This is a genomic window from Pseudomonas sp. B21-056, assembly GCF_026016325.1.
In the GTDB taxonomy this organism is placed as follows: domain Bacteria; phylum Pseudomonadota; class Gammaproteobacteria; order Pseudomonadales; family Pseudomonadaceae; genus Aquipseudomonas.
Genome location: NZ_CP087203.1, coordinates 4,902,704 through 4,925,081 on the forward strand (window position 1 = coordinate 4,902,704; position 22,378 = coordinate 4,925,081).

The window sequence follows — 22,378 nt, forward strand, 5'->3', positions numbered from 1 at the left end:
TCCGGCCGGTAGGCTCCGCTACTTTATCCGCCACTTTTAGCAGGTTGTCCGGGACGCTCATTTATCAGGGAAGAAAACAAGTATGGACACACAACGAGCCATCTCACATTTCCTTTACTACCTCGAACACCATCCCGCCCTGGCCGGCATCCAACCCGCCAAGGTACTGCTCGGCCATACCGCCGATTACGAAGCACTGACCGGCGCCATCGCCGAACAGGCCGGCAGCGGCTCGCCTTTCCGGTTCAGCGCCATGCGCCTGGACCTTGAACCCACGGAGCGTCTGTCCAAGGCCATTGCCGACAGCGATCTGTACATTTTCTTCTACGACTCTTCCACCCTGCCCAACCCACGGCCTGACGGCCCGGACTTTGTCCGTGCGCTGCAAGGCGTGATGGCGGACAACTGGAAGAAATCGCTGCTGTTCAAGGACTACGGCGATTATTTCTACGACACCTTCAGTGTCATCCCGCAGCGCATCGCCGGGCTCAACAGTCATCTCATCCAGCGTATGTCCCAGGCGACGACGTTGAGCTTCCAGGATGAGTATGGCTCGTACTTCGACACGGCCCTGAACAGCGTCAAGAAGTGGACCGACATCAACGGCGTCGGCAACTACGACCTGGCCCCCGGCGAAATCGCCACCCACAGCGACACCATCAATGGCCGGGTGAGCTTTGTCGGCACCTTCCTGAGCACCATTCCGTTCGCACGCAAATATGGCGTGCTGCAATCGCCGCTGGAGCTGTGGATCGAAGACTCCACCATCCAGAAAATCGCCACCGAGGTGCCGGGGCTGGAACACGACTTCAACCGCTACCTGGACGCCAACCCGTCCAACCGGCGCATCGAGGAACTGGGGATCGGCACCAACGAAGGGGTCAAGAGCCTGTATGCCCGCAATGCCGGGTTCGAGGAACGCCATTGCGGCCTGCACCTGGGACTGGGTGGTGGGGCCAAGGGCAGTCATCACCTGGATCTGATTTTCGAAAACGGTGTGCTGGCGCTGGATGATGAGCCGATGTTTGATGGGCGGTTTGTGCTTTAGGGCAGCCTTTGGAGATGCGGTGCGGCTGCCGGCCTCATCGCGAGCAGGCTCGCTCCCACAGTTGATCTCCAGCGTATGGAAAACTTGTGTTCACCACTGTCCCTTGTGGGAGCGAGCCTGCTCGCGATAGCGGCCTCATTTGCACCCCATCACTAAAGCCAGCCCCAAAAAAAACGCCAACCCAACGGTTGGCGTTTTTTCTTGCAGCTTGCCGCTAGCAGCTCAAACCCGCCTTACTCCGGCTTGCGCCGCCCAAACCCCGGACGCTGCCCCGAGCCCGCCGGTGTGCCGCGGCGCTTGCCCGACGGTGCATCACGATCCACCAGGGTGATGGCCGGGCGCTTCTTCGAGGTCGGCTTGGCCGGACGCTTGACGTCGGCCGGGCGTTCAGCCACCGGTGTGCCGCGACCTTCGCCACGCTCGGTACGGCCATTGGCCGGGCGAGGCGTGCGTGGACCGCGTTCGCCGTCCTGGCGAGGCGCCGGCTTGCGGGCCGGGCGTTCGCCTTCGATCTGCGGCTCGCGAGGAGCACGCGGGCCAGGCGCCGCGCCTTCAGCCGCTGGACGCAAGGTCCGCACGCGTTCGGTCTTGCCCATCGGACGGGAGGATTTACGCTGCATCCGCTCCAGCTTGTCCTTGCTCTTGGCGGTCATCTGCGGCATTGCCACAGGTGCGAGCCCCACTTCGGCCGAGAGGATGTCGACTTCCTGCTGGCTCATTTCGCGCCAGCGGCCCATCGGCAGGTCGGAATTGAGGAACACCGGGCCGAAACGCACACGCTTCAGACGGCTGACCACCAGCCCCTGGGATTCCCACAGGCGCCGCACTTCACGGTTACGGCCTTCCATCACCACGCAGTGGTACCAGTGGTTGAAACCTTCACCACCCGGCGCCTGCTTGATGTCGGTGAAACGCGCCGGGCCGTCTTCCAGCACGACGCCGGTCTTCAGGCGCTCGATCATCTCATCGTCGACTTCGCCCCGTACACGCACGGCATACTCGCGGTCCATCTCGTAGGACGGGTGCATCAGGCGGTTGGCCAGTTCACCGTCGGTGGTGAACATCAGCAAGCCGGTGGTGTTGATGTCGAGGCGGCCGATGTTGATCCAGCGACCTTCTTTCGGACGCGGCATCTTGTCGAACACGGTCGGACGGCCTTCCGGGTCGTCACGGGTGCAGATCTCGCCGTCGGGTTTGTTGTACATGATCACGCGGCGCACCGTTTCGGCGGCCTCTTCGCGCTTGATGACCTTGCCATCGATGGTGATGGCGTCGTGCATGTCGACGCGCAGGCCCAAGGTGGCATCTTTGCCATTGACCTTGATCCGGCCCTGGGTGATCCAGGCTTCCACGTCGCGGCGCGAGCCGACGCCGATACGGGCGAGGACTTTCTGCAGTTTCTCGCCTGCGGGGCCGATTTCGTGGCTGTCGTTCTGGTCTTGATCTTTCATGCTGGGCACCTCCCGGTGTGGTCTTGAAAAGGGTCGTTTGGCGAAGGGATCGCCAAAGGGTCGCGAATCATACGCCCGTTGAGGCGTTTGCGCATCAGAGACTAGTTGATCGAGGGGTGTTCAGTGGGTTTTCCGCCGATCGGTGGTCTACTGTCCCTGCATTCCCTTTGTGGGAGCGAGCCTGCTCGCGATGACGGCGGCATGTCCAACATTGATGCAGGCTTAACGACCGCTATCGCGAGCAGGCTCGCTCCCACAGGGGGATTGCGGTGTCAGCTGGATCACTCGTCAAACTGGCGACGTTCGTTCTCGATTGCTTCGGCCAGCGCCTGGGCTTCGGCTTCTTCGTCACTCAGTTCAGGCTCGTGCGGTTCCAGGGCGGCAACGGCGGCCAGCAGTTTTTCCCGGGCTTCGGCAACCCCCAGGATGTCCTCTTCGGGCTCGGTCGCGGGTTCAACTTCACGGTCGGACACCTCGCCTTCAGGTTCCGGACCGTCACGCAGCAAGTCGTCGAAATCGGTCTTGAGCCCCTCCTCCATGGTGTCCAGCTCCAGCAGCAAGGAATGGAAACTGGTTTCCTCCTTGGGCTCCTCCGGTTCGGCGCTGGCATCGGCCAGGTCCTGGAGACCCTGGGGCACCGGGGCGTCGTCGAACTCGAGCATCGGTTCGGGTTCGATCTCCCGCAGCTCGGCCAATGGCGGCAGGTCGTCCAGGTTCTTCAGGTTGAAATGATCGAGAAAAGCCTTGGTAGTGGCGAACATCGCCGGTTTGCCCGGCACGTCGCGGTAGCCGACGACCCGGATCCACTCGCGCTCAAGCAGGGTCTTGACGATGTGGCTGTTGACCGCCACGCCCCGCACGTCCTCGATCTCGCCACGGGTGATTGGTTGGCGGTAGGCAATCAGCGCCATGGTTTCGAGCATGGCGCGGGAATAGCGCTGGGGCCGTTCTTCCCACAAGCGTCCGACCCACGGCGCGAATTTCTCGCGGATCTGCAGGCGATAACCGGACGCCACCTCCTTGAGCTCGAAGGCCCGCCCCTCGCAGGACTTGCCCAGCAGGGTCAGGGCTTTCTTGAACACGGCCGGCTCCGGCCGCTCGCCTTCTTCGAAAAGCTCGAACAGGCGCTCCATCGATTGCGGCTTTCCCGAGGCCAACAGGAAAGCTTCAAGCAAGGGCGCCAGCTCGCGGGGTTCAGTCAGATTCATTGATTTGCTCGTTATTCGGCTCGGGCCCGCACGTGGATCGCTGCGAACGGCTCATTCTGCACCAGCTCGACCAAGGATTCCTTGACCAATTCCAGGATCGCCATAAACGTCACCACGACTCCCAACCGCCCTTCCTCGGCGGTGAACAGCTCGACGAACGGCACAAAACCACCGCCCTTGAGCCGCTCCAGCACATCGCTCATGCGCTCGCGGGTGGACAGCGCTTCGCGGCTGACCTGGTGACTTTCGAACATGTCGCCCCGGCGCAGGACTTCGGCCATGGACATCAGCAACTCTTCCAGGCTCACGTCCGGCAATAATTTGCGTGCTCGCGCCTCGGGGGCATCGAGCTTGGGCACCACCACATCGCGCCCGACCCGGCTCAAGCCATCGATGCCTTCGGCGGCGCCCTTGAAGCGTTCGTACTCCTGCAAGCGGCGGATCAGTTCGGCACGGGGATCGTCTTCTTCCGCTTCGACCTCGGCCGAACGCGGCAACAGCATCCGCGACTTGATCTCGGCCAGCATGGCCGCCATCACCAGGTATTCGGCCGCCAGCTCAAGGCGCACCGATTGCATCAGCTCGACATAGCCCATGTACTGGCGGGTGATTTCCGCCACGGGAATGTCGAGGATGTTGATGTTCTGTTTGCGGATCAGGTACAGCAGCAGGTCGAGCGGGCCCTCGAAGGCTTCGAGGAACACCTCCAGGGCATCCGGAGGAATGTACAGGTCCAGGGGCATTTCGGTGACCGCCTGGCCATAGACCATGGCGAACGGCAGTTCCTGCTGGGCGCCGGCCTGGCTGTCTACGCTGTCCACCACGGTTTCCACGGCGGACATTCAGGCCTCGACCAGAAACGGCGTCGGATCGCCGCAACCGACGCGCACCACCTGCGGCTCGCCGTCAGCCAGGTTGATCACGGTGGAGGCCTTCATGCCGCCGTAACCGCCGTCGATGATCAAGTCGACCTGATGCTCGAGCAACTGGCGCATTTCGTAGGGATCGGTCAGGGGATCGGTTTCACCGGGCATGATCAGCGTCACGCTCATCAGCGGCTCGCCCAGCTCCGCCAGCAGCGCCAGGGCAATCGGATGGCTCGGCACCCGCAGGCCGATGGTGCGTTTCTTGGCATGCAGCAACAGTCGCGGCACTTCGCGGGTGGCGTTGAGAATAAAGGTGTAAGGGCCCGGCAAATGGGCCTTGAGCAACCGGAAGGTGCCGGTGTCGATCTTGGCGAACAGGCCCAGTTGCGACAGGTCGCTGCAGATCAACGCGAAGTTGTGCTTGTCATCCAGCTGACGCAGGCGTCTGACCCGTTCCACGGCATTTTTGTCGCCGATCTGACAGCCGATGGCGTAGGAAGAATCGGTGGGATAGACCACCACACCACCGCCTCGAATGATTTCCACCGCCTGTTTGATCAGGCGCGCTTGCGGGTTTTCCGGATGAATCTGGAAAAATTGACTCACGTGTTCTACCTGTTCAGACGGCGTCGGTAACAAGATCATGTTTGAATCTACACCAAAGCGGTGGCAGATCTTCGGGTAACGGACGGTATTCGCCGATCTCGGACCAGCCTCCAGGGCCATGGAAATCACTGCCGGCGGTGACCAGCAGGCCAAACTCACGGGCCAGAATCGCCAGGCTGCCGACCTGCTCGGCCGGCTGATGGCCATTGACCACCTCAATGGCGTGGCCCCCTGCTTGAATATAGTCGGCTATCAGGCGGCGACGCTTGCTGCGGGTGAAATCATAGTGCCAGGGATGCGCCAGGCTGACCCAGGCCCCGGCGGCCCGCAGGGTTTCAACCGTCTCTTCCAACGTCGGCCAATGCTGCTTGACGTCCCCCAGCTTGCCGGCCCCCAGCCATTTGCGGAACGCTTCAGCGCGGTCCTTGACGAAACCTTCGCGCACCATCCAGTCGGCAAAGTGCGGCCGGGCCGGGGCGTTACCGCTGTCGCCCAGCGCCTGCTGGATCTGCCGGGCGCCGTCCAGTGCACCGGGCATGCCCTTGAGGGCCAGCTTGCGGCTGATCTCCTCGGCGCGCAGCCAGCGACCATCGCGCAATTCGGCGATGGCCTGGACCAGTGGCGGCGCACCGACATCGAAACCGTAGCCCAGCACATGGATGGTCGCTCCGCCCCAGGTGCAGGACAACTCGACGCCGTTGATCAGTTGCATGCCCAACGCCGTCGCAGCGTCGCGGGCCTCGCCGAGGCCTTCGAGAGTGTCGTGATCGGTCAGGGCCAGGACTCGCACGCCGTGCTCGAACGCCCGCGCCACCACAATTGCAGGCGCCAGGGCGCCATCGGAGGCCGTGCTATGGCAGTGCAAATCAACATTCACGGGGCTTTGTTACCTCAAATCAGCTGGCCCTATCGCGGCCAAGGATGTTTGTTATTATGCCGCCACATCCTGCTTCTGGCTGCCATTGTGAAACAATTCATCGACTTCATCCCGCTCCTGCTGTTTTTCATCACCTATAAACTTGACCCACGGACCGTCGACATTGCCGGCCAGTCCCTGACGGTAGGCGGTATCTACAGCGCCACCGCGGTGCTCATCATCAGTTCCCTGGTGGTCTACGGCGCGTTGTTCATCTCCCAGCGCAAACTGGAAAAAAGCCAGTGGCTGACCCTGATCGCCTGCCTGGTGTTCGGCAGCCTGACCCTCGCCTTCCACAGCGACACCTTCCTCAAATGGAAAGCACCGGTGGTCAACTGGCTGTTCGCCCTGGCCTTTATCGGCAGTCATTTCATCGGCGACAGCCTGCTGATCAAGCGCATCATGGGCCACGCCGTCAGCCTGCCGGACCTGATCTGGACCCGCCTGAACATCGCCTGGATCGCCTTCTTCCTGTTCTGTGGCGGCGCCAACCTGTTCGTCGCGTTCACCTTCCAGGACTACTGGGTCGACTTCAAGGTCTTCGGCAGCCTGGGCATGACACTGCTGTTCCTGGTCGGCCAGGGCATCTACCTGTCCCGTCACCTGCACGATGCCGACACCCCTACGCAAAAAACCGAGGACTGACATGCTCTACGCAATCATTGCCACCGACGTCGCCAACTCCCTGGAAAAACGCCTGGCCGCCCGCCCCGAACACCTGGCGCGCCTGCAACAGCTCAAGGCCGAAGGCCGTGTCGTGCTGGCCGGCCCGCACCCAGCGATAGACAGCAATGACCCTGGCGCCGCCGGTTTCAGCGGCAGCCTGATCGTGGCCGAATTCGAATCCCTGGTCGCCGCGCAAGCCTGGGCCGAGGCCGACCCGTTCGTGACCGCCGGCGTCTACGCCAATGTCGTGGTCAAGCCATTCAAGCAAGTCCTGCCATAACCCGAGGCGCAATGAGCCTTCGTGGCTCATTGCGCTCAATTGCTCATTGTTCTCGTTTGCCTGCCGACAACCTGTCTAATCTGTCTGGTATCGATTGGAATTCAGGAGTGGCAATGCGCAAAGGTCCGTTGTGCCTGTTATGGGTCATGTTGGCGATCGGGGCTCCCGCCCATGGTGAAGAAAGCACCGAGGGCAGTCATTCGACGCCCTTGTCCCTGAGTGCTGGCGGCCAGATCACCGAGCTGCAGCAACGCTTGAAAGACAGCGAACGCCTGCGCGAAGAACTCACCCAGCAATTGCAGAACACCAACAGCGAACGCGAAACCGCACTGGTGAGCCGGTTGCGCCAGGAGAACCAGCGCCTGAAGCTGCAGCTCAAGGAAGCCCAGTCCAGCACCCTGCCGCGCCTGTTGACCGATCAACAGCAATGGTTCGTCATCGGTGCCGGGGTAGCGCTATTGGCCCTACTCTGCGGTATCTTTGCCAGCGGTGGACGTAGACAGCGTCGGCAATGGCTAAATTGAGTGATTCATGAGCGAGCTGTTACTGATTGATGATGACCAGGAGCTGTGTGAGCTCCTCGGCAGTTGGCTGGGCCAGGAAGGCTTCCAGGTCCGGGCCTGCCACGATGGCCAGAGTGCCCGCAAGGCCCTGGCCGAAACCGCTCCGGCAGCGGTGGTGCTGGATGTAATGCTGCCCGACGGCAGTGGCCTGGAGCTGCTCAAGCAACTGCGCACCGACCATCCGGAACTGCCGGTGGTGATGCTTTCGGCCCGCGGCGAACCGCTGGACCGCATCCTCGGCCTGGAACTGGGCGCCGACGATTACCTGGCCAAACCCTGCGACCCACGGGAACTGACCGCCCGCCTGCGCGCCGTGCTGCGTCGCAGTCATCCGACGGCGGTGTCCAGCCAGATCGAACTGGGCGATCTGACCTTCAGCCCGGTACGTGGCGTGGTCAGTATCGATGAGCAGGAACAGACCCTCACCGTGTCCGAGAGCCGCCTGCTCGAAGCGCTGCTCAAGCAACCGGGCGAGCCGCTGGACAAGCAGGAACTGGCGCAGATCGCCCTGGGCCGCAAGCTGACCTTGTACGACCGCAGCCTCGACATGCACGTAAGCAACCTGCGCAAGAAAATCGGCCCCCATCCCGACGGCCGCCCGCGCATCGTGGCGCTGCGCAGCCGGGGTTACTACTACAGCCTGTAGGAGCTGGCGAAGCCTGCGATCTTTTGATCTTGATCTGGTCGGGTGTTCACTCACGATTCAAGTGCCTGGGGAAAGATCGCAGCCTCGCTTCGCTCGGCAGCTCCTACAGGTATGGGTCCGACTTGAAATCAGGTGTTTGTCAGGACCACACCAAACCGTCTTTACCCAAGCTTTACCCACCCCTGACCGCCGCTGACCTTGATCTCCGTAATCTGCACACATCCGGAACTGACCGGGAATGAGACAAGGAGATACACCATGCGCAAGACCCTTATCGCTCTGATGTTCGCTGCCGCCCTGCCGACCGTCGCCATGGCCATGCCGGAAGGCGCCGGCCCGATGGGGCCGATGGACGGCCCGCGTCACGGCCAGATGCACGGCAAAGGTCCGTACAGCCAACTGGACCTGACCCATGAACAACGCCAGCAGATCCGCAAGATCATGGGCGAACAGCGCCACGAGCGCCGCGAACTGGTAGAGAAGTACCTGGCGAAACTGTCGCCAGCCGATCAGAAAGCCATGAAAGACGAAATGGCCGCACGACACGAGAAAGTCGACGCCCAGATCCGCGGCCTGCTCAAGCCTGAGCAGCAGAAAGAGTTCGACGCGATCCAGAAGAAACAGGCCGAACGTCGTGCCGAGTGGGCCGAATTCAAGGCCTGGAAAGCGCAACAACCGCAAAAAGCGCAATAATGCGCTGATGCATCCCAGCCCAACGGTTAACGGCCGTTGGGCTTTCTCTGCTTTCGAGGATCTACCGTGCGTTCATTGTTCTGGCGCATCCTGGCCAGTTTCTGGCTGGCCATCACGCTGGTTGCAGGGCTTTCCATCCTACTGGGGCATATGCTGAACCAGGACGCCTGGATCCTCAGTCGTCACCCGGGGCTCAACACCTTGGCCGAAGCGTGGACGCAGACTTACGAAAGCCAGGGCGAGGACGCCGCGCAAGAGATCCTGCAACAGCGCAAGCGCCAGTATCACATCGACGTCCAGGTGCTCAACGAAAGCGGCGACCCGGTGGTGCGCGGCACATTCCCGCGTAGGGCCGCCGCCTTCGAGGCACGGCAGAACAACGACGACCGACGCCTGCCCTGGCGGCGGCTGACCGACGAATTCACCAGCGCCAAGACCGGCGACACATACCTGTTCATCTACCGCATCCCTCACCCCGAACTGGACGCCTGGCACCGCGAAAGCCTGCTCTGGCCCCTCAGTGCATTGGGAATCGCCCTGGTGGTGCTGACCTTGTTCAGCCTCCTGGTGACCCTCTCCATTACCCGCCCGTTGAACCGGCTACGCGGTGCCGTGCATGACCTGGGCCAGACCACCTACCAACAGAACAGCCTGGCCAAACTGGCCAACCGCCGGGACGAATTCGGTGTGCTGGCCACCGACTTCAACCGCATGGGCGCACGCCTGCAAAGCCTGATCGGCAGCCAGCGCCAATTGCTGCGGGATGTGTCCCATGAACTGCGCTCGCCCCTGGCCCGACTGCGCATCGCCCTCGCGCTGGCGGAGCGGGCCAGCCCCCAGGAGCGTGAAGCGCTATGGCCGCGCCTGACCCGTGAATGTGATCGCCTGGAGGCGTTGATCAGTGAAATCCTGGTACTGGCCCGGGTCGATGCCGACAACGCCAGCGCCGAAGAGATCGAGCTGAACGGCCTGCTGGTTGCCCTGCAAAAAGATGCACAACTGGCCTCCCCCGAGCAAAGCGTGCAATTGAACGCGGAGCCGCACCTGACCCTCAAGGGCTGGCCGACCATGGTCGAGCGGGCGGTGGACAATCTGCTGCGCAACGCCCAGCGCTTCAACCCGGCCGGGCACCCCATCGAAATGCGCGCGGTGCGCCAGGGCGAACGCATTCTGGTGAGCGTGCGCGATCATGGCCCGGGCGTGGAGGCCGAGCACTTGGGTCAGTTGGGCGAGCCATTCTATCGTGCACCGGGCCAGACGGCCGCCGGCCACGGCCTGGGCCTGGCCATTGCCCGCCGTGCCGCCGAACGCCACGGTGGTGCATTGGTACTGGCCAACCACCCCGACGGTGGGTTCATCGCTAGTCTGGAGCTGCCGTTGGTGCCGGGGGCTGTTGTCCAGCCTTAACCCCATGCCCGCAGTCACCACAGAACCATTGTGGGAGCGAGCCTGCTCGCGATAGCGGTGTATCAGCCACCATTGATACTGGCCGACCTGACGCCATCGCGAGCAGGCTCGCTCCCACAGGGGTTGTGGCGACACATCATCTGCCAACATCCGCAGAACTGCCTCATCCAAACCAAACGATAATTCCTCTTATTCAAAGTCCCCGCTCCTGTTAGACTTTGCGCCCTCGTTTCACTCGCCTTCCAGGATGTTCGATGCGGTCGTTGCCTCTTCTATGCGCGCTGTTCATGGCACTGTCCATGGCCATGGGCCTGAGTGCCTGCGATGATGCCCCGCGCTTTACCCAGGCCGAGCCTGGCGAGGCCCGGTCCGGCGGTGCCGCGACGGTGCGCAAGGCCGACCAGAACGCATTCTCCCTGCCCTCGGCCAACCTGCCGCCTTCGCGGCGCGTGGACTTCAGCGTCGGCAACAGTTTCTTCCGCAGCCCCTGGGTGATCGCCCCTTCGACCACTACCGCCCGGGATGGCCTCGGGCCGTTGTTCAACACCAACGCCTGCCAGAACTGCCACATCAAGGACGGCCGCGGCCATCCTCCGGCACCGGACGCGGCCAATTCGGTGTCGATGCTGGTGCGCCTGTCGATCCCCGATGGGCCGTCCTACGCCAAGGTCATCGAGCAACTGGGCGTGGTCCCGGAACCCGTCTACGGTGGGCAACTGCAGGATATGTCCGTCCCCGGCGTCGCCCCGGAAGGCAAGGTCCGGGTTGACTATTCCCCCGTCCCGGTGCGTTTCAAGGACGGCACGGTCGTCGAACTGCGCAAGCCGAACCTGCAGATCAGCCAGCTGGGCTACGGCCCGATGCACCCCGACACGCGTTTTTCCGCCCGCGTCGCGCCGCCGATGATCGGCTTGGGATTGCTGGAAGCCATCCCCGATGAAGCCATCCTGGCGAACGCCGAGGCCCAGGCGCGGGAGAAGAACGGCATCGCCGGCCGGCCGAATCAGGTCTGGGACGATGCCCAACAGAAAACCGTCCCGGGACGTTTCGGCTGGAAGGCCGGACAGCCCAACCTCAACCAGCAGAACGTCCACGCGTTCTCCGGCGACATGGGCCTGACGACCAGCCTGCGGCCGTTCGACGATTGCACCGAAGCCCAGGTCGATTGCAAGCGCGCGCCCAGTGGTAATGGCCCGGACGGCGAACCGGAAGTCAGCGACAACATCCTGCGCCTGGTGCTGTTCTACAGCCGCAACCTCGCCGTGCCGGCCCGGCGCGAAGTCAACTCGCCTGAGGTGCTGGCCGGCAAGAATCTGTTTTTCCAGGCCGGCTGCCAGTCCTGCCACACGCCGAAATACACCACCTCCGCCAACGCCGCCGAGCCGGAGCTGGCGAACCAGGTCATCCGCCCTTACACCGACCTGCTGTTGCACGACATGGGCGACGGCCTGGCCGACAACCGCAGCGAATTCAAGGCCGGCGGCCGTGACTGGCGGACCCCGCCGCTGTGGGGTATCGGTCTGACCGAAACCGTCAGCGGCCACACCCAGTTCCTGCATGACGGTCGTGCCCGCAACCTGCTCGAAGCCGTGCTGTGGCATGGCGGCGAAGCACAAGCGGCGCAGCGCCAGGTTTTAGCGTTCAATGCCGAGCAGCGCGCTGCGTTGCTGGCTTTCCTGAATTCCCTTTAATAATTTTCCGAAGAACGGGAGTCCGACATGTTCCGTCCCAAGCTGTTGTTCACCAGCCTCGCCGCCCTCGCCCTCGGCGCCTGCTCGCCGCAGGATCCGCAAGCCGTCACGTCGGCCGCCATCGCCAAGCAAGTGATCCTGCCGACCTACAGTCGCTGGGTCGAGGCCGACCGGCAACTGGCGAGCAGCGCCCTGGCGTTCTGCCAAGGCAAGGAAAACCTGGACACCGCCCGCGCCGACTTCCTCAAGGCACAAAAGGCCTGGGCCGAGCTGCAACCGCTGCTGATCGGTCCGCTGGCCGAGGGCAACCGCGCCTGGCAGGTCCAGTTCTGGCCGGACAAGAAAAACCTGGTGGGCCGTCAGGTCGAGCAACTGGTCGAAAGCCAGCCGCAGATCGACGCCGCCGGCCTGGCCAAATCCAGCGTCGTGGTCCAAGGCCTTTCGGCCTACGAGTACCTGCTGTTCGACGCCAGGATCGACATGGCCGACAACGCGCAGAAAGCCAAGTACTGCCCACTGCTGATGGCCATCGGTGAACGCCAGAAACAACTGGCCGAAGAGATCCTGTCGCGCTGGAACACCAACGACGGCATGCTCGCCCAGATGAGCAAGTTTCCGAACCAGCGCTACGCCGATTCCCACGAAGCGATCGCCGATCTGCTGCGGGTCCAGGTCACTGCCCTCGACACCTTGAAGAAGAAACTCGGCACCCCGATGGGCCGTCAGACCAAGGGCGTACCGCAACCTTTCCAGGCCGATGCCTGGCGTAGCCAGTCGTCCCTGCAAGGCCTGGAAGCCAGCCTCAGCGCCGCCAGGACGGTCTGGGTCGGCGTGGACAACAAGGGCCTGCGCGGTCTGTTGCCGAGCGACCAGAAACCCCTCGCCGACAAGATCGACGCTGCCTATGACGCATCGTTGAAACTGTTCGCCAGCACCCAGCGCTCGCTGACCGAAATGCTCAACGACGACGCCGGGCGTCAGCAACTCAACGACTTGTACGACAGCCTCAACGTCGTCCATCGCCTGCACGAAGGCGAACTGGCCAAGGCGCTGGGCATCCAACTGGGCTTCAATGCCAACGACGGTGACTGATCATGTTTCGACGTCAGGCCCTGGCACTGGGCAGCTTGCTGCTCGGCGCCGTTACCCTGGGCGGCTGGACGCTGTTCAAGCAAAAGGACAAGCCTGCGCTGCTGCTTTCGGCACGCAACGATGGTGACGGCAAGCACTACGCCGTGGGTTATCGACTGGACGGCACACAGGTGTTCGCCACCCAGGTCGGCCAGCGCTGCCACGACATCGTCAATCATCCGTCGCAGCCGGTTGCGCTGTTCGTCGCCCGTCGCCCGGGCACCGAAAGCTACCTGATCGACCTGCGCGATGGCACGTTGCTGCAGACCATCACGTCCTTGCCGAACCGGCATTTCTACGGCCACGCGGTGATCCATCGCAGCGGCGAGTGGCTGTACGCCACCGAGAATGACACCACCGATCCGGGACGCGGCCTGTTGGGCGTCTACCGTTTCGAAGGTGAACGGCTGGTGCACAGCGGCGAGATTCCCACCCACGGCATCGGCCCACACCAGGTGTCGTGGATGCCCGACGGCGAAACCCTGGTGGTGGCCAACGGAGGTATCCGCACCGAGGCCGAGAGCCGGGTCGAGATGAACCTCCACGCCATGGAACCGAGCCTGGTCCTCATGCAGCGCGACGGCACGCTGCTGAGCAAGGAAACCCTCCCTCAGTCAATGAACAGCGTGCGCCACCTGGGCATCGCCAGTGACGGCACCATCGTTTCCGGCCAGCAGTTCATGGGGGACGCCCACGAGTCTTCGGAGCTGGTGGCGATCAAGCGCCCGGGCCAGCCCTTCAAGGCGTTCCCGGTCTCAGAACAGCAACTGCAAGCCATGGGGCATTACACCGCCAGCGTCGCCGTGCACAGCGACCTGCGCCTGGTCGCCCTGACGGCACCGCGTGGCAACCGCTTTTTCATCTGGGACCTGGACAGCGGCGAAGTCCGCCTGGATGCCCCTCTGCCGGATTGCGCCGGGGTGGGTGCGGTGGCGGATGGTTTCGTCGTGACCTCGGGCCAGGGGCGTTGCCGCTATTACGATTGTCGACAGGCCCAACTGGTTGCAAAGCCGCTGGACCTGCCGGCAGGGCTCTGGGACAACCATTTGCACCTGGTCTGATTGAAGGGGGGCGAAGCTATCAATGCAGAGCCCCTTGTATTTCGGGAATATTCCTACGCGACGCGGGCCTTATGGGATCTGGAATCCCCAGCACACTCAGAGTAATGTGCCCGCCTGACTGTCTTTTCTATCGGCTTTCCAAGGAAGTGGAACATGCTGCGACGCCGCATGCTGATCATGTTGGGTGTTGTCCTGCTGGTGGTGCTGTTGCTGGCCGGCTACAAGGCCTTCTCCGTTTACCAACAGATCCAATCGTTTTCTGTACCGAAACCGCCGGTCAGTGTTGCCGTGGCCAGCGCCGCCGAGCAGTCCTGGCAGAACCGGCTGCCTACCGTCGGCAGCCTCAAGGCGTTGCAAGGCGTGGACCTGAGCCTGGAGATCGCCGGGACCGTGCAGAAGCTGCTGTTCCAGTCCGGGCAAAAGGTCAAGGCCGGCCAGCCGCTCTTGCAACTGGACAGTGAGGTCGAGAGTGCCCTGCTGGAAACCGCCGAGGCCGACCTGGGCCTGTCGCAACTGGACTTCGGCCGCGGGCGGCAACTGGTGGGCAGCCAGGCGATCTCCAAGGGCGAGTTCGACCGGCTCTCGGCACAATTGAAAAAGAACCAGGCCACGGTCAACCAGCTCAAGGCGTCGTTGGACAAGAAACGCATCGTCGCGCCGTTCAGCGGCACCATCGGCATTCGCCAGGTGGATGTCGGCGACTACCTCGCCAGCGGCACGGTCATCGCCACCCTGCAGGACCTCAGCAGCCTCTATGTGGACTTCTACGTCCCGGAGCAGACGGTACCCAAACTGGCTGTCGCCCAAGCGGTCAACGTCGGCGTCTCGGCCTACCCCGGCCAGACGTTCGTCGGCACCATCAGCGCCATCAACCCCAAGGTCGAGGACAGCACCCGCAATGTGCTGGTACGCGCCACCCTGGCCAACCCCGACGGCAGGCTGTTGCCCGGCATGTTCGCCAACCTGCAGGTGATCCTGCCGGACGTCGCGGCCGGGATCGTCGTGCCGGAGAGCGCCGTGACCTACACCCTCTACGGCAACTCCATGTACGTGGTGACGCAGAAGAAAACCGCCGATGGCAATGTCGAGAAGGACGACAAGGGCCAGCCAGTCCTGATCGCCGAACGGCGTTTCGTCGAGACCGGTGAACGTCGTGACGGACAGGTGCTGGTTACCAAGGGCGTGCAGAGCGGCGAACAGGTCGTGACCGCCGGCCAGATCAAACTGGATAACGGTACCCCCATCGCCATCAGCGACGACAAGACCCTGACCGAACAGAACAGCCCGCGACGCGCGGACTGATCAAGGAATCCCCATGGCTTTTACCGATCCGTTCATCCGCCGTCCGGTGCTCGCCACCGTGGTCAGCCTGTTGATCGTGCTGTTGGGCTTCCAGGCCTGGAGCAAGCTGCCCCTGCGCCAGTACCCACAGATGGAAAACGCCCTGATCACGGTGACCACCGCTTACCCCGGGGCCAACGCCGAAACCATCCAGGGCTACATCACCCAGCCGATGCAGCAGAGCCTGGCCAGCGCCGAGGGCATCGACTACATGACCTCGGTCAGCCGCCAGAATTTTTCGGTGATATCGGTCTACGCGCGCATCGGCTCCAACAGCGACCGGCTCTTCACCGAACTGCTGGCCAAGGCCAACGAGGTCAAGAACCAGTTGCCCCAGGATGCCGAGGACCCGGTGCTCAGCCGGGAGGCCGCCGACGCCTCGGCCCTGATGTACATCAGCTTCTTCAGCAAGGAACTGAGCAACCCGCAGATCACCGACTACCTGGCACGGGTGATCCAACCCAAACTGGCAACCCTGCCGGGCATGGCCGAGGCGGAGATCCTTGGCAACCAGGTCTTCGCCATGCGCCTGTGGCTCGACCCCGTCAAGCTCGCCGGTTTCGGCCTGACCGCCTCTGACGTGACCAATGCCGTGCGCCAGCAGAATTTCCTCTCCGCTGCCGGTGAAGTGAAAGGCGAGTACGTGGTCACCAGCATCAACGCCAACACCGAACTCAAATCCGCAGAGGCCTTCGCCGCGATCCCGCTCAAGACCAACGGTGACAGCCGAGTGCTGCTGCGGGATGTGGCCCGGGTGGAAATGGGCGCCGAGAACTACGACACCATCAGTTCCTTCGGGGGGACGCCCTCGGTGTACATCGGGATCAAGGCCACACCCGGCGCTAACCCGCTGGATGTGATCCGGGAAGTGCGCAAGATCATGCCGGATATGGAAGCCCAGCTGCCGACGAACCTCAAGGCCGAGATTGCCTACGATGCGACCCTGTTCATCCAGGCGTCCATCGATGAGGTGGTGAAAACCCTGTTCGAGGCAGTGCTGATCGTCATCGTCGTGGTGTTCCTGTTTCTCGGTGCCCTGCGCTCGGTGCTCATTCCGGTGGTGACCATCCCGCTGTCGATGATCGGCGTGATGTTCTTCATGCAGTTGATGGGCTACTCGATGAACCTGCTGACGCTGCTCGCCATGGTGCTGGCCATCGGCTTGGTGGTGGACGACGCGATCGTCGTCGTGGAGAACATCCACCGGCACATCGAGGAAGGCAAGAGCCCGTTCGACGCCGCACTGGAAGGCGCCCGGGAAATTGCCATGCCGGTGGTCTCGATGACCATCACGCTGGCGGCGGTGTATGCACCAATCGGCTTGCTCGAAGGCCTGACGGGCGCACTGTTCAAGGAGTTTGCCCTGACCCTGGCCGGGGCCGTGGTGATCTCCGGGATCGTTGCCCTGACCCTGTCGCCCATGATGTGTGCCATGCTGCTGCGCCACGACGAGAACCCATCGGGGCTGGCCCATCGGCTGGACATGGTTTTCGAACGCTTGAAGAACCGTTACCAGCGCATGCTCCACGGCACGCTCAATACCCGGCCGGTGGTGCTGGTGTTCGCCGTGATCGTCCTGCTGCTGATTCCGGTGCTGATCATGTTTACCAAGTCCGAGCTGGCCCCCGACGAAGACCAGGGCATCATCTTCATGATGGCCACGGCACCGCAGCCGACCAACCTCGACTACCTGAACACCTACACGGACCACTTCCTCGAGATCTTCAAGGAGTTCCCGGAGTACTACTCTTCGTTCCAGATCAACGGCTACAACGGCGTGCAGTCCGGCATCGGCGGCTTCCTGCTCAAGCCCTGGAACGAACGCAGCCGCACCCAGATGGAAATCCTGCCTGATGTCCAGGAAAAGCTGGAAGGCATCCCGGGCCTGCAGATCTTCGGTTTCAACCTCCCTTCCCTGCCCGGTACCGGCGAAGGCCTGCCCTTTGCCTTCGTCATCAACTCGCCCAAGGACTATGCGACGCTCCTGGAAGTTGCCGAGCGGGTCAAGAAGCGCGCAGTGGAGTCCGGAAAATTCGCGTTCATGGACATTGACCTGGCCTTCGACAAGCCCGAGGTCGTCGTCGACATCGATCGTGACAAGGCCGCTCAGATGGGCGTTTCGATGCAGGACCTGGGCGGAACCCTGGCCACCCTCCTGGGGGAGTCGGAGATCAACCGCTTTACCCTCGAAGGGCGCAGCTACAAGGTCATTGCCCAGGTCGAACGACCGTTCCGGGACAATCCTGGCTGGCTTGACAGCTACTACGTGAAAAATACCCAGGGTGAGTCGCTACCCCTGTCGACCCTGATCAAGGTCAGCGATCGGGCGCGCCCGCGGCAACTGAATCAGTTCCAGCAACTCAATGCGGTGACGATTTCGGGCTTTCCCGTCGTGAGCATGGGCGAGGCCATCGAAACGGTCCGCCAGATCGCCCGGGAAGAGGCTCCGGTGGGGTTTGCCTTCGACTATGCCGGCGCTTCGCGTCAGTTCATCCAGGAAGGCAGTGCGTTGTGGGTCACCTTTGCCCTGGCGCTGGCGATCATCTTCCTGGTGCTGGCTGCCCAGTTCGAGAGCTTCCGTGACCCCCTGGTGATTCTGGTGACAGTACCGCTGTCCATTTGCGGAGCACTGATCCCGCTATTCCTCGGCTGGTCGAGCATGAACATATACACCCAGGTGGGACTGGTGACGCTGATCGGCCTGATCAGCAAGCACGGTATCCTGATCGTTGAGTTTGCCAACCAACTGCGCAAGGAACAGGGCCTGACGCCACGGGAAGCCGTGGAACAGGCCGCGTCGATTCGTCTGCGACCGGTGTTGATGACCACTGCCGCGATGGTGTTTGGCATGGTGCCATTGATCCTGGCCACCGGCGCCGGAGCAGTGAGCCGCTTCGACATCGGCACGGTCATCGCCACCGGCATGTCGATTGGCACCCTGTTCACGCTGTTTGTATTGCCATGCATCTACACGCTGCTGGCCAAGCCGGATAAAGCCTGACCCCAATTGAAGGGATTCCCCCTGTCTTCCCACTAAATAACCAGACATAAAAAAGGCTACCCGAAGGCAGCCTTTATTCTGGCTCCATGCCTCTCAACTCTGCGGCCTCACGCCCTGGGAAAGACTGAACATGAACAGCAACAGGTCGTTATCCGGTCGGACAACCTCGCTGGCCTTGGTCACCCGCGGTAAAGGGCAGTGAGCGTCTGAGTTGGAGGCACTGAGTACCTTAGAACGGGGCTGTTCCCAGACAGCCACCGCCATTGATGCAACTGCCAGGGCTCCTACTAAAAACACACCTCTAGCAATTTCAAGTTTCATCGTTATAAGCCTTTGATAGCGCTGCCAAACGCCGTTTCATAAAGGTAGACGAGTTTTTTCCAGTCAGAATCGCTGAACGACGAATGGCGCCGTAGCTGCTTCATGTCATGGGATGCAGCACGTCGGGCGGTCAAGCGTCGGCGACACTTCTCCAGGTCCAACAGGGCGACTTCGGGCTTCGCCGCCTCCCCCTCCCCGGTTACGCGCACAAAGACATGCTTGATATAGAGGCAGCTATGTTGCCAACGCCCCCTATGCATGCGGGCCAGGTTATCGGCCAACGACCGCAGGATCTGATCATGCACCGCTTCGCCATGACGCTCGCGCCCACCTGCGGCGTACCATTTTTCGATCTCCTCGAAGCCTTCGAGTGCCCGGGTCACCAGAAGAGCACGCCACTTATGGACCGGGTCCCGCTGGGCCCCGCAGAAAACCAACTGGGGGACGCGAACATCGAGTCGGGTCAATGCCAGCAGCGCATCCTGCTCTCGCAACACGGTGGGTCTACCTAACGGATGCAGCCAACTGCGATAAATGTGCCCGGTCTGACGCTTGGCATAAAACAGCTCGCCATCCTTGCTGATGATCCGCTGAACGCCACTTTCACCGCCACGGCGCACGTTAGGCTCCTCTACCCACTCACCTTGCATGCTCCAGAACTGGTCGAAGCTACTGCGGGAAATCCCAGGTGCCTCTACTACCTGCGCAACCATGCTGTTACCTCTTGCGTAATACATAAACTCGCCACATGGCGTAGAGCGGTAGGAAGTCCAGTTGCTCCTGGATGCGAAACCCCGCCTGCCGAAACTCTTCTTCTACTGTAGCAACCGGTAACACAAATCGATTCTGGTAGTCTTTCTGCCCACGAGTACGCTCCTGACGCTTGCGCTTCCAGGCCTTGAAATTGCCATCGACCCACAATGAAATAATCACGCTGTCACGACTGACACGCGCGAATTCCTTCAGTATCGCCAGTCGATGCGCGGGTTCACCGATGTGGTGCAGCAAGCGCATGCAAAAAATGCTGTCGACGGCGTTATCAGGCAAGGCAATGTCGAACGCAGAAGTGTGCAAGGGTTGTACCCGTTTCACGACATCGGCGGACTGAGACTCCATTGCGGTCTTGAGCATGGCCTCGGAATTGTCAGCGCCAATGATGACGCGGTTCGGTTTTTCCGCCAGCAAAGACCAGAAGCGCCCCGCACCGCAAGGCAGATCCAGCACCAGGCCCGGGTCACCGGCAAGTGCCAAAGCACGCTTGGCCAGTTGTTGATCGCGCTGATTGGACAGACGGCGGCTCAAGCCGCTTCGATGTTTGTGAAAGTATTTCTGAGCATGCTGCTCGTCGTATTTTTCGGAAAAATCGAGCTTGATGGGCTGGGACATTAAGGGGACCTCCATTTCAGACAGGTCCAACCTTATGAATCGGTGTGTCATCGCTTTGTGAAAAAAAAGTCATGTAACCTTCTCAATGATTACAAGATTTTTCAATGGACAGACTCACTCCTTCAGATTCAACTCAACCTCGAACCGACAACCGTTGGGCTCCATCGTGCTGAGACTTACCGTCCAGCCCTGGTTCTCGCAAATCCGCTGCACCAGCGACAACCCCAGCCCAAGCCCCTCGCCACGCTTCTCATTGCCACGCACGAACGGCTCGAACATCGCCTCACGCTTCTCCTCGGGAATGCCCACGCCGCTGTCCTCGACGACGAATCCGGTGCCGTTCAGTGTGAGACGGATGAAGCCCTGATCGGTGTAGTGCAAGGCGTTGCGCAGCAGATTGCCCATGACCGCCGTCAGGAACGTAGCGTTATAAGGTGTATCGAGGGGCTGCCCCGGTTCGAAAATCAGCGCCAGGCCTTTGGCCTCAACGGCCGCGCGCCATACGCCGAGGAGATTTTCCGCCACCTGCCCAAGGGGCATGCGAGGCGACATGCCGTTGTCCTCGCGTTGAGCCCTGGCAAGCATCAGGAACGTCTGCACCAGTTCGCGCATCTCTTCACTGGCCCGGCTGATGCGCTCGACCTGAGTGCGACCACGCTGATCCAATGCCGGGTTTTCCAGCAACAGTTCGCAGGAAGTCGCCAGGACCATCAACGGTGTGCGCAACTCATGGCTCACATCACTGGTGAACAAACGCTCGCGCGTCAGGGCCTGGCGCAACCGCCCCAGTGTCGCGTCGAATGCCACCGCCAGTTCGCCCACCTCATCGGCGGCATAATCCGGTGCCAGCGGCGGAGCAAGTCCGAGGAGCTGGTCGCGATGCCGTACTTGCCGGGCCAGGCGCACCACCGGCGCCATCACCCGGCGAGCCAGGATCCACCCCAGGAACACCGCCAGCGCCAGGCTCAGCACGAAGCCCACCAGCACGACGGCGAACAGCACCCGCTCGCGCTCTTCGAAGTCACTCTGGTCCTGTAGCAACACGTAATGGCGGCCGTCAACGATCTCCACCATGGCGTGGTAGGACAATTGCTCGCGAAACACCTCGTGAAAGCCAGGCTCCAGGTGACGCAGATCCTTGGGCAATTCGAAATCACCCGGGCCGCCGCTGAAATAGAACAACTGATCAGGCTCCGGACGATGATTCCAGTCCGAGACGCTGTCCATCAGCAACAGGCGTTGCAGGTCGCCACCCAGTCCGGAGGAAATCAGCTTCTCTTCCACCAGGTGGACCGTCGCCACGATGCCCATGGCGAAGGCCCCGGCCACCAACGCGCTCATCAATGCAAACGCGATGATGATCCGTTGGGCAAGGCTCTGCTTAAACTCCATCGCGGCCCTCGGCCAGGCGGTAACCGACACCGTGCACGGTATGCAGCAACGGTTTTTCAAACGGTTTGTCGATCACCTGGCGCAGTTGATGGACATGGCTGCGCAAGCTGTCGCTGTCCGGGCAATCGTCGCCCCACAAGGCTTCTTCAAGGATTTCCCGACGCAGCACGTGGGGGCTCTTCTGCATCAGCACCGCCAGCAATTTCAGGCCGACCGGGTTGAGCTTGAGCAATTTGCCTTCGCGGGTCACTTCCAGGGTATCGAGGTCATAGCTCAGGTCACCGACCTGCAACGCGCGCCGGCCGCCACCCTGGGCCCGACGCATGACCGCTTCGATGCGGGCCGCCAGTTCCGACAGAGCGAAGGGTTTGATCAGGTAATCATCGGCCCCGGACTTGAAACCCTGCAGGCGGTCGTCCAGTTGATCCCGGGCGGTGAGCATGATCACCGGCGTATCGCGCCGGGCATCTTCGCGCAGGCGCTTGCACAAGGTGTAACCGTCGATACCCGGCAGCATGATGTCGAGCACGATCAGGTCGTAATGCTCAGTCGCAGCCAGGTGCAAGCCCGACAGACCGTCCTGGGCACAGTCGACGGTATAGCCCTTGAGCCCCAGGTAATCGGCCAGGTTGGCCAGGATGTCGCGGTTGTCTTCGACCAATAGAATTCGCATGGGCACCTCTGCGTATACGGTTAACGGCCGT

The 22,378-nt window shown here is 62.0% G+C and carries 22 protein-coding genes; 12 read left to right on the top strand and 10 right to left on the bottom strand.

Annotated elements, in window-relative coordinates:
• The first annotated feature begins 82 nt into the window (after window positions 1-82).
• Complete coding sequence (locus tag LOY67_RS21290) at window positions 83-1,048, top strand: leucyl aminopeptidase (protein WP_265064305.1); 966 nt, start codon at window positions 83-85, stop codon at window positions 1,046-1,048.
• A gap of 233 nt (window positions 1,049-1,281) precedes the next feature.
• On the opposite strand, the gene rluB is transcribed toward LOY67_RS21290, so the two are convergent.
• The 5 genes from rluB to LOY67_RS21315 form a co-directional block, all read right to left on the bottom strand.
• Window positions 1,282-2,499, bottom strand: coding sequence for a 23S rRNA pseudouridine(2605) synthase RluB (rluB, locus tag LOY67_RS21295; RefSeq protein WP_265064306.1), 1,218 nt, complete (start codon window positions 2,497-2,499; stop codon window positions 1,282-1,284).
• A 281-nt stretch (window positions 2,500-2,780) separates the two neighbouring features.
• Window positions 2,781-3,707, bottom strand: coding sequence for an SMC-Scp complex subunit ScpB (gene scpB / locus LOY67_RS21300; protein ID WP_265064307.1), 927 nt, complete (start codon window positions 3,705-3,707; stop codon window positions 2,781-2,783).
• Window positions 3,708-3,718: 11 nt separating this feature from the next.
• Entirely contained in the window at window positions 3,719-4,417 is a 699-nt protein-coding gene (locus LOY67_RS21305) for a segregation and condensation protein A (protein WP_173668659.1), read from the bottom strand.
• 132 nt (window positions 4,418-4,549) lie between these two features.
• Complete coding sequence (locus LOY67_RS21310; RefSeq protein WP_265064308.1) at window positions 4,550-5,179, bottom strand: L-threonylcarbamoyladenylate synthase; 630 nt, start codon at window positions 5,177-5,179, stop codon at window positions 4,550-4,552.
• A gap of 13 nt (window positions 5,180-5,192) precedes the next feature.
• A complete protein-coding gene (locus LOY67_RS21315; protein ID WP_265064309.1) occupies window positions 5,193-6,056 on the bottom strand; it encodes a PHP domain-containing protein in 864 nt (287 codons plus the stop codon).
• An 87-nt stretch (window positions 6,057-6,143) separates the two neighbouring features.
• On the opposite strand from LOY67_RS21315, the gene LOY67_RS21320 reads away from it, so the two are divergent.
• The 11 genes from LOY67_RS21320 (at window position 6,144) to LOY67_RS21370 (ending at window position 18,575) form a co-directional block, all read left to right on the top strand.
• The gene (locus LOY67_RS21320) at window positions 6,144-6,740 is read left to right on the top strand and encodes a septation protein A (RefSeq protein ID WP_265064310.1); all 597 of its coding nucleotides are present in this window, start codon (window positions 6,144-6,146) and stop codon (window positions 6,738-6,740) included.
• A gap of 1 nt (window position 6,741) precedes the next feature.
• Window positions 6,742-7,041 (top strand): YciI family protein, encoded by a 300-nt coding sequence (locus LOY67_RS21325; protein ID WP_265064311.1) that lies wholly within the window; start codon window positions 6,742-6,744, stop codon window positions 7,039-7,041.
• A gap of 113 nt (window positions 7,042-7,154) precedes the next feature.
• Window positions 7,155-7,565, top strand: a complete 411-nt coding sequence (locus LOY67_RS21330; protein WP_265064312.1) for a translation initiation factor 2 — start codon at window positions 7,155-7,157, stop codon at window positions 7,563-7,565.
• A 7-nt stretch (window positions 7,566-7,572) separates the two neighbouring features.
• Window positions 7,573-8,250, top strand: a complete 678-nt coding sequence (locus LOY67_RS21335; RefSeq protein ID WP_024779541.1) for a response regulator transcription factor — start codon at window positions 7,573-7,575, stop codon at window positions 8,248-8,250.
• Window positions 8,251-8,508: 258 nt separating this feature from the next.
• Entirely contained in the window at window positions 8,509-8,943 is a 435-nt protein-coding gene (locus LOY67_RS21340; RefSeq protein ID WP_265064313.1) for a Spy/CpxP family protein refolding chaperone, read from the top strand.
• A 66-nt stretch (window positions 8,944-9,009) separates the two neighbouring features.
• The gene (locus LOY67_RS21345; protein ID WP_265064314.1) at window positions 9,010-10,350 is read left to right on the top strand and encodes a sensor histidine kinase; all 1,341 of its coding nucleotides are present in this window, start codon (window positions 9,010-9,012) and stop codon (window positions 10,348-10,350) included.
• Window positions 10,351-10,604: 254 nt separating this feature from the next.
• Complete coding sequence (locus LOY67_RS21350) at window positions 10,605-12,041, top strand: di-heme oxidoredictase family protein (RefSeq protein ID WP_265064315.1); 1,437 nt, start codon at window positions 10,605-10,607, stop codon at window positions 12,039-12,041.
• Between the two features lie 27 nt (window positions 12,042-12,068).
• A complete protein-coding gene (locus LOY67_RS21355; protein WP_265064316.1) occupies window positions 12,069-13,133 on the top strand; it encodes an imelysin family protein in 1,065 nt (354 codons plus the stop codon).
• 2 nt (window positions 13,134-13,135) lie between these two features.
• Complete coding sequence (locus LOY67_RS21360) at window positions 13,136-14,233, top strand: DUF1513 domain-containing protein (protein WP_265064317.1); 1,098 nt, start codon at window positions 13,136-13,138, stop codon at window positions 14,231-14,233.
• A gap of 153 nt (window positions 14,234-14,386) precedes the next feature.
• On the top strand, window positions 14,387-15,535 hold the full coding sequence (locus tag LOY67_RS21365; RefSeq protein WP_265064318.1) for an efflux RND transporter periplasmic adaptor subunit: 1,149 nt from the start codon (window positions 14,387-14,389) through the stop codon (window positions 15,533-15,535).
• A 13-nt stretch (window positions 15,536-15,548) separates the two neighbouring features.
• The gene (locus tag LOY67_RS21370; RefSeq protein ID WP_265064319.1) at window positions 15,549-18,575 is read left to right on the top strand and encodes a multidrug efflux RND transporter permease subunit; all 3,027 of its coding nucleotides are present in this window, start codon (window positions 15,549-15,551) and stop codon (window positions 18,573-18,575) included.
• Window positions 18,576-18,668: 93 nt separating this feature from the next.
• On the opposite strand, the gene LOY67_RS21375 is transcribed toward LOY67_RS21370, so the two are convergent.
• The 5 genes from LOY67_RS21375 to colR form a co-directional block, all read right to left on the bottom strand.
• Window positions 18,669-18,896, bottom strand: a complete 228-nt coding sequence (locus LOY67_RS21375) for a hypothetical protein (RefSeq protein WP_265064320.1) — start codon at window positions 18,894-18,896, stop codon at window positions 18,669-18,671.
• Between the two features lie 2 nt (window positions 18,897-18,898).
• Window positions 18,899-19,609 (bottom strand): lipopolysaccharide kinase InaA family protein, encoded by a 711-nt coding sequence (locus tag LOY67_RS21380; protein ID WP_265064321.1) that lies wholly within the window; start codon window positions 19,607-19,609, stop codon window positions 18,899-18,901.
• 4 nt (window positions 19,610-19,613) lie between these two features.
• Window positions 19,614-20,282, bottom strand: coding sequence for a class I SAM-dependent methyltransferase (locus LOY67_RS21385; RefSeq protein ID WP_265064322.1), 669 nt, complete (start codon window positions 20,280-20,282; stop codon window positions 19,614-19,616).
• Window positions 20,283-20,396: 114 nt separating this feature from the next.
• Entirely contained in the window at window positions 20,397-21,674 is a 1,278-nt protein-coding gene (locus LOY67_RS21390; RefSeq protein WP_265064323.1) for a sensor histidine kinase, read from the bottom strand.
• Entirely contained in the window at window positions 21,664-22,347 is a 684-nt protein-coding gene (colR, locus tag LOY67_RS21395) for a two-component system response regulator ColR (protein WP_024779529.1), read from the bottom strand. Before colR ends, LOY67_RS21390 begins: the two co-directional genes overlap by 11 nt.
• Window positions 22,348-22,378 lie beyond the last annotated feature (31 nt).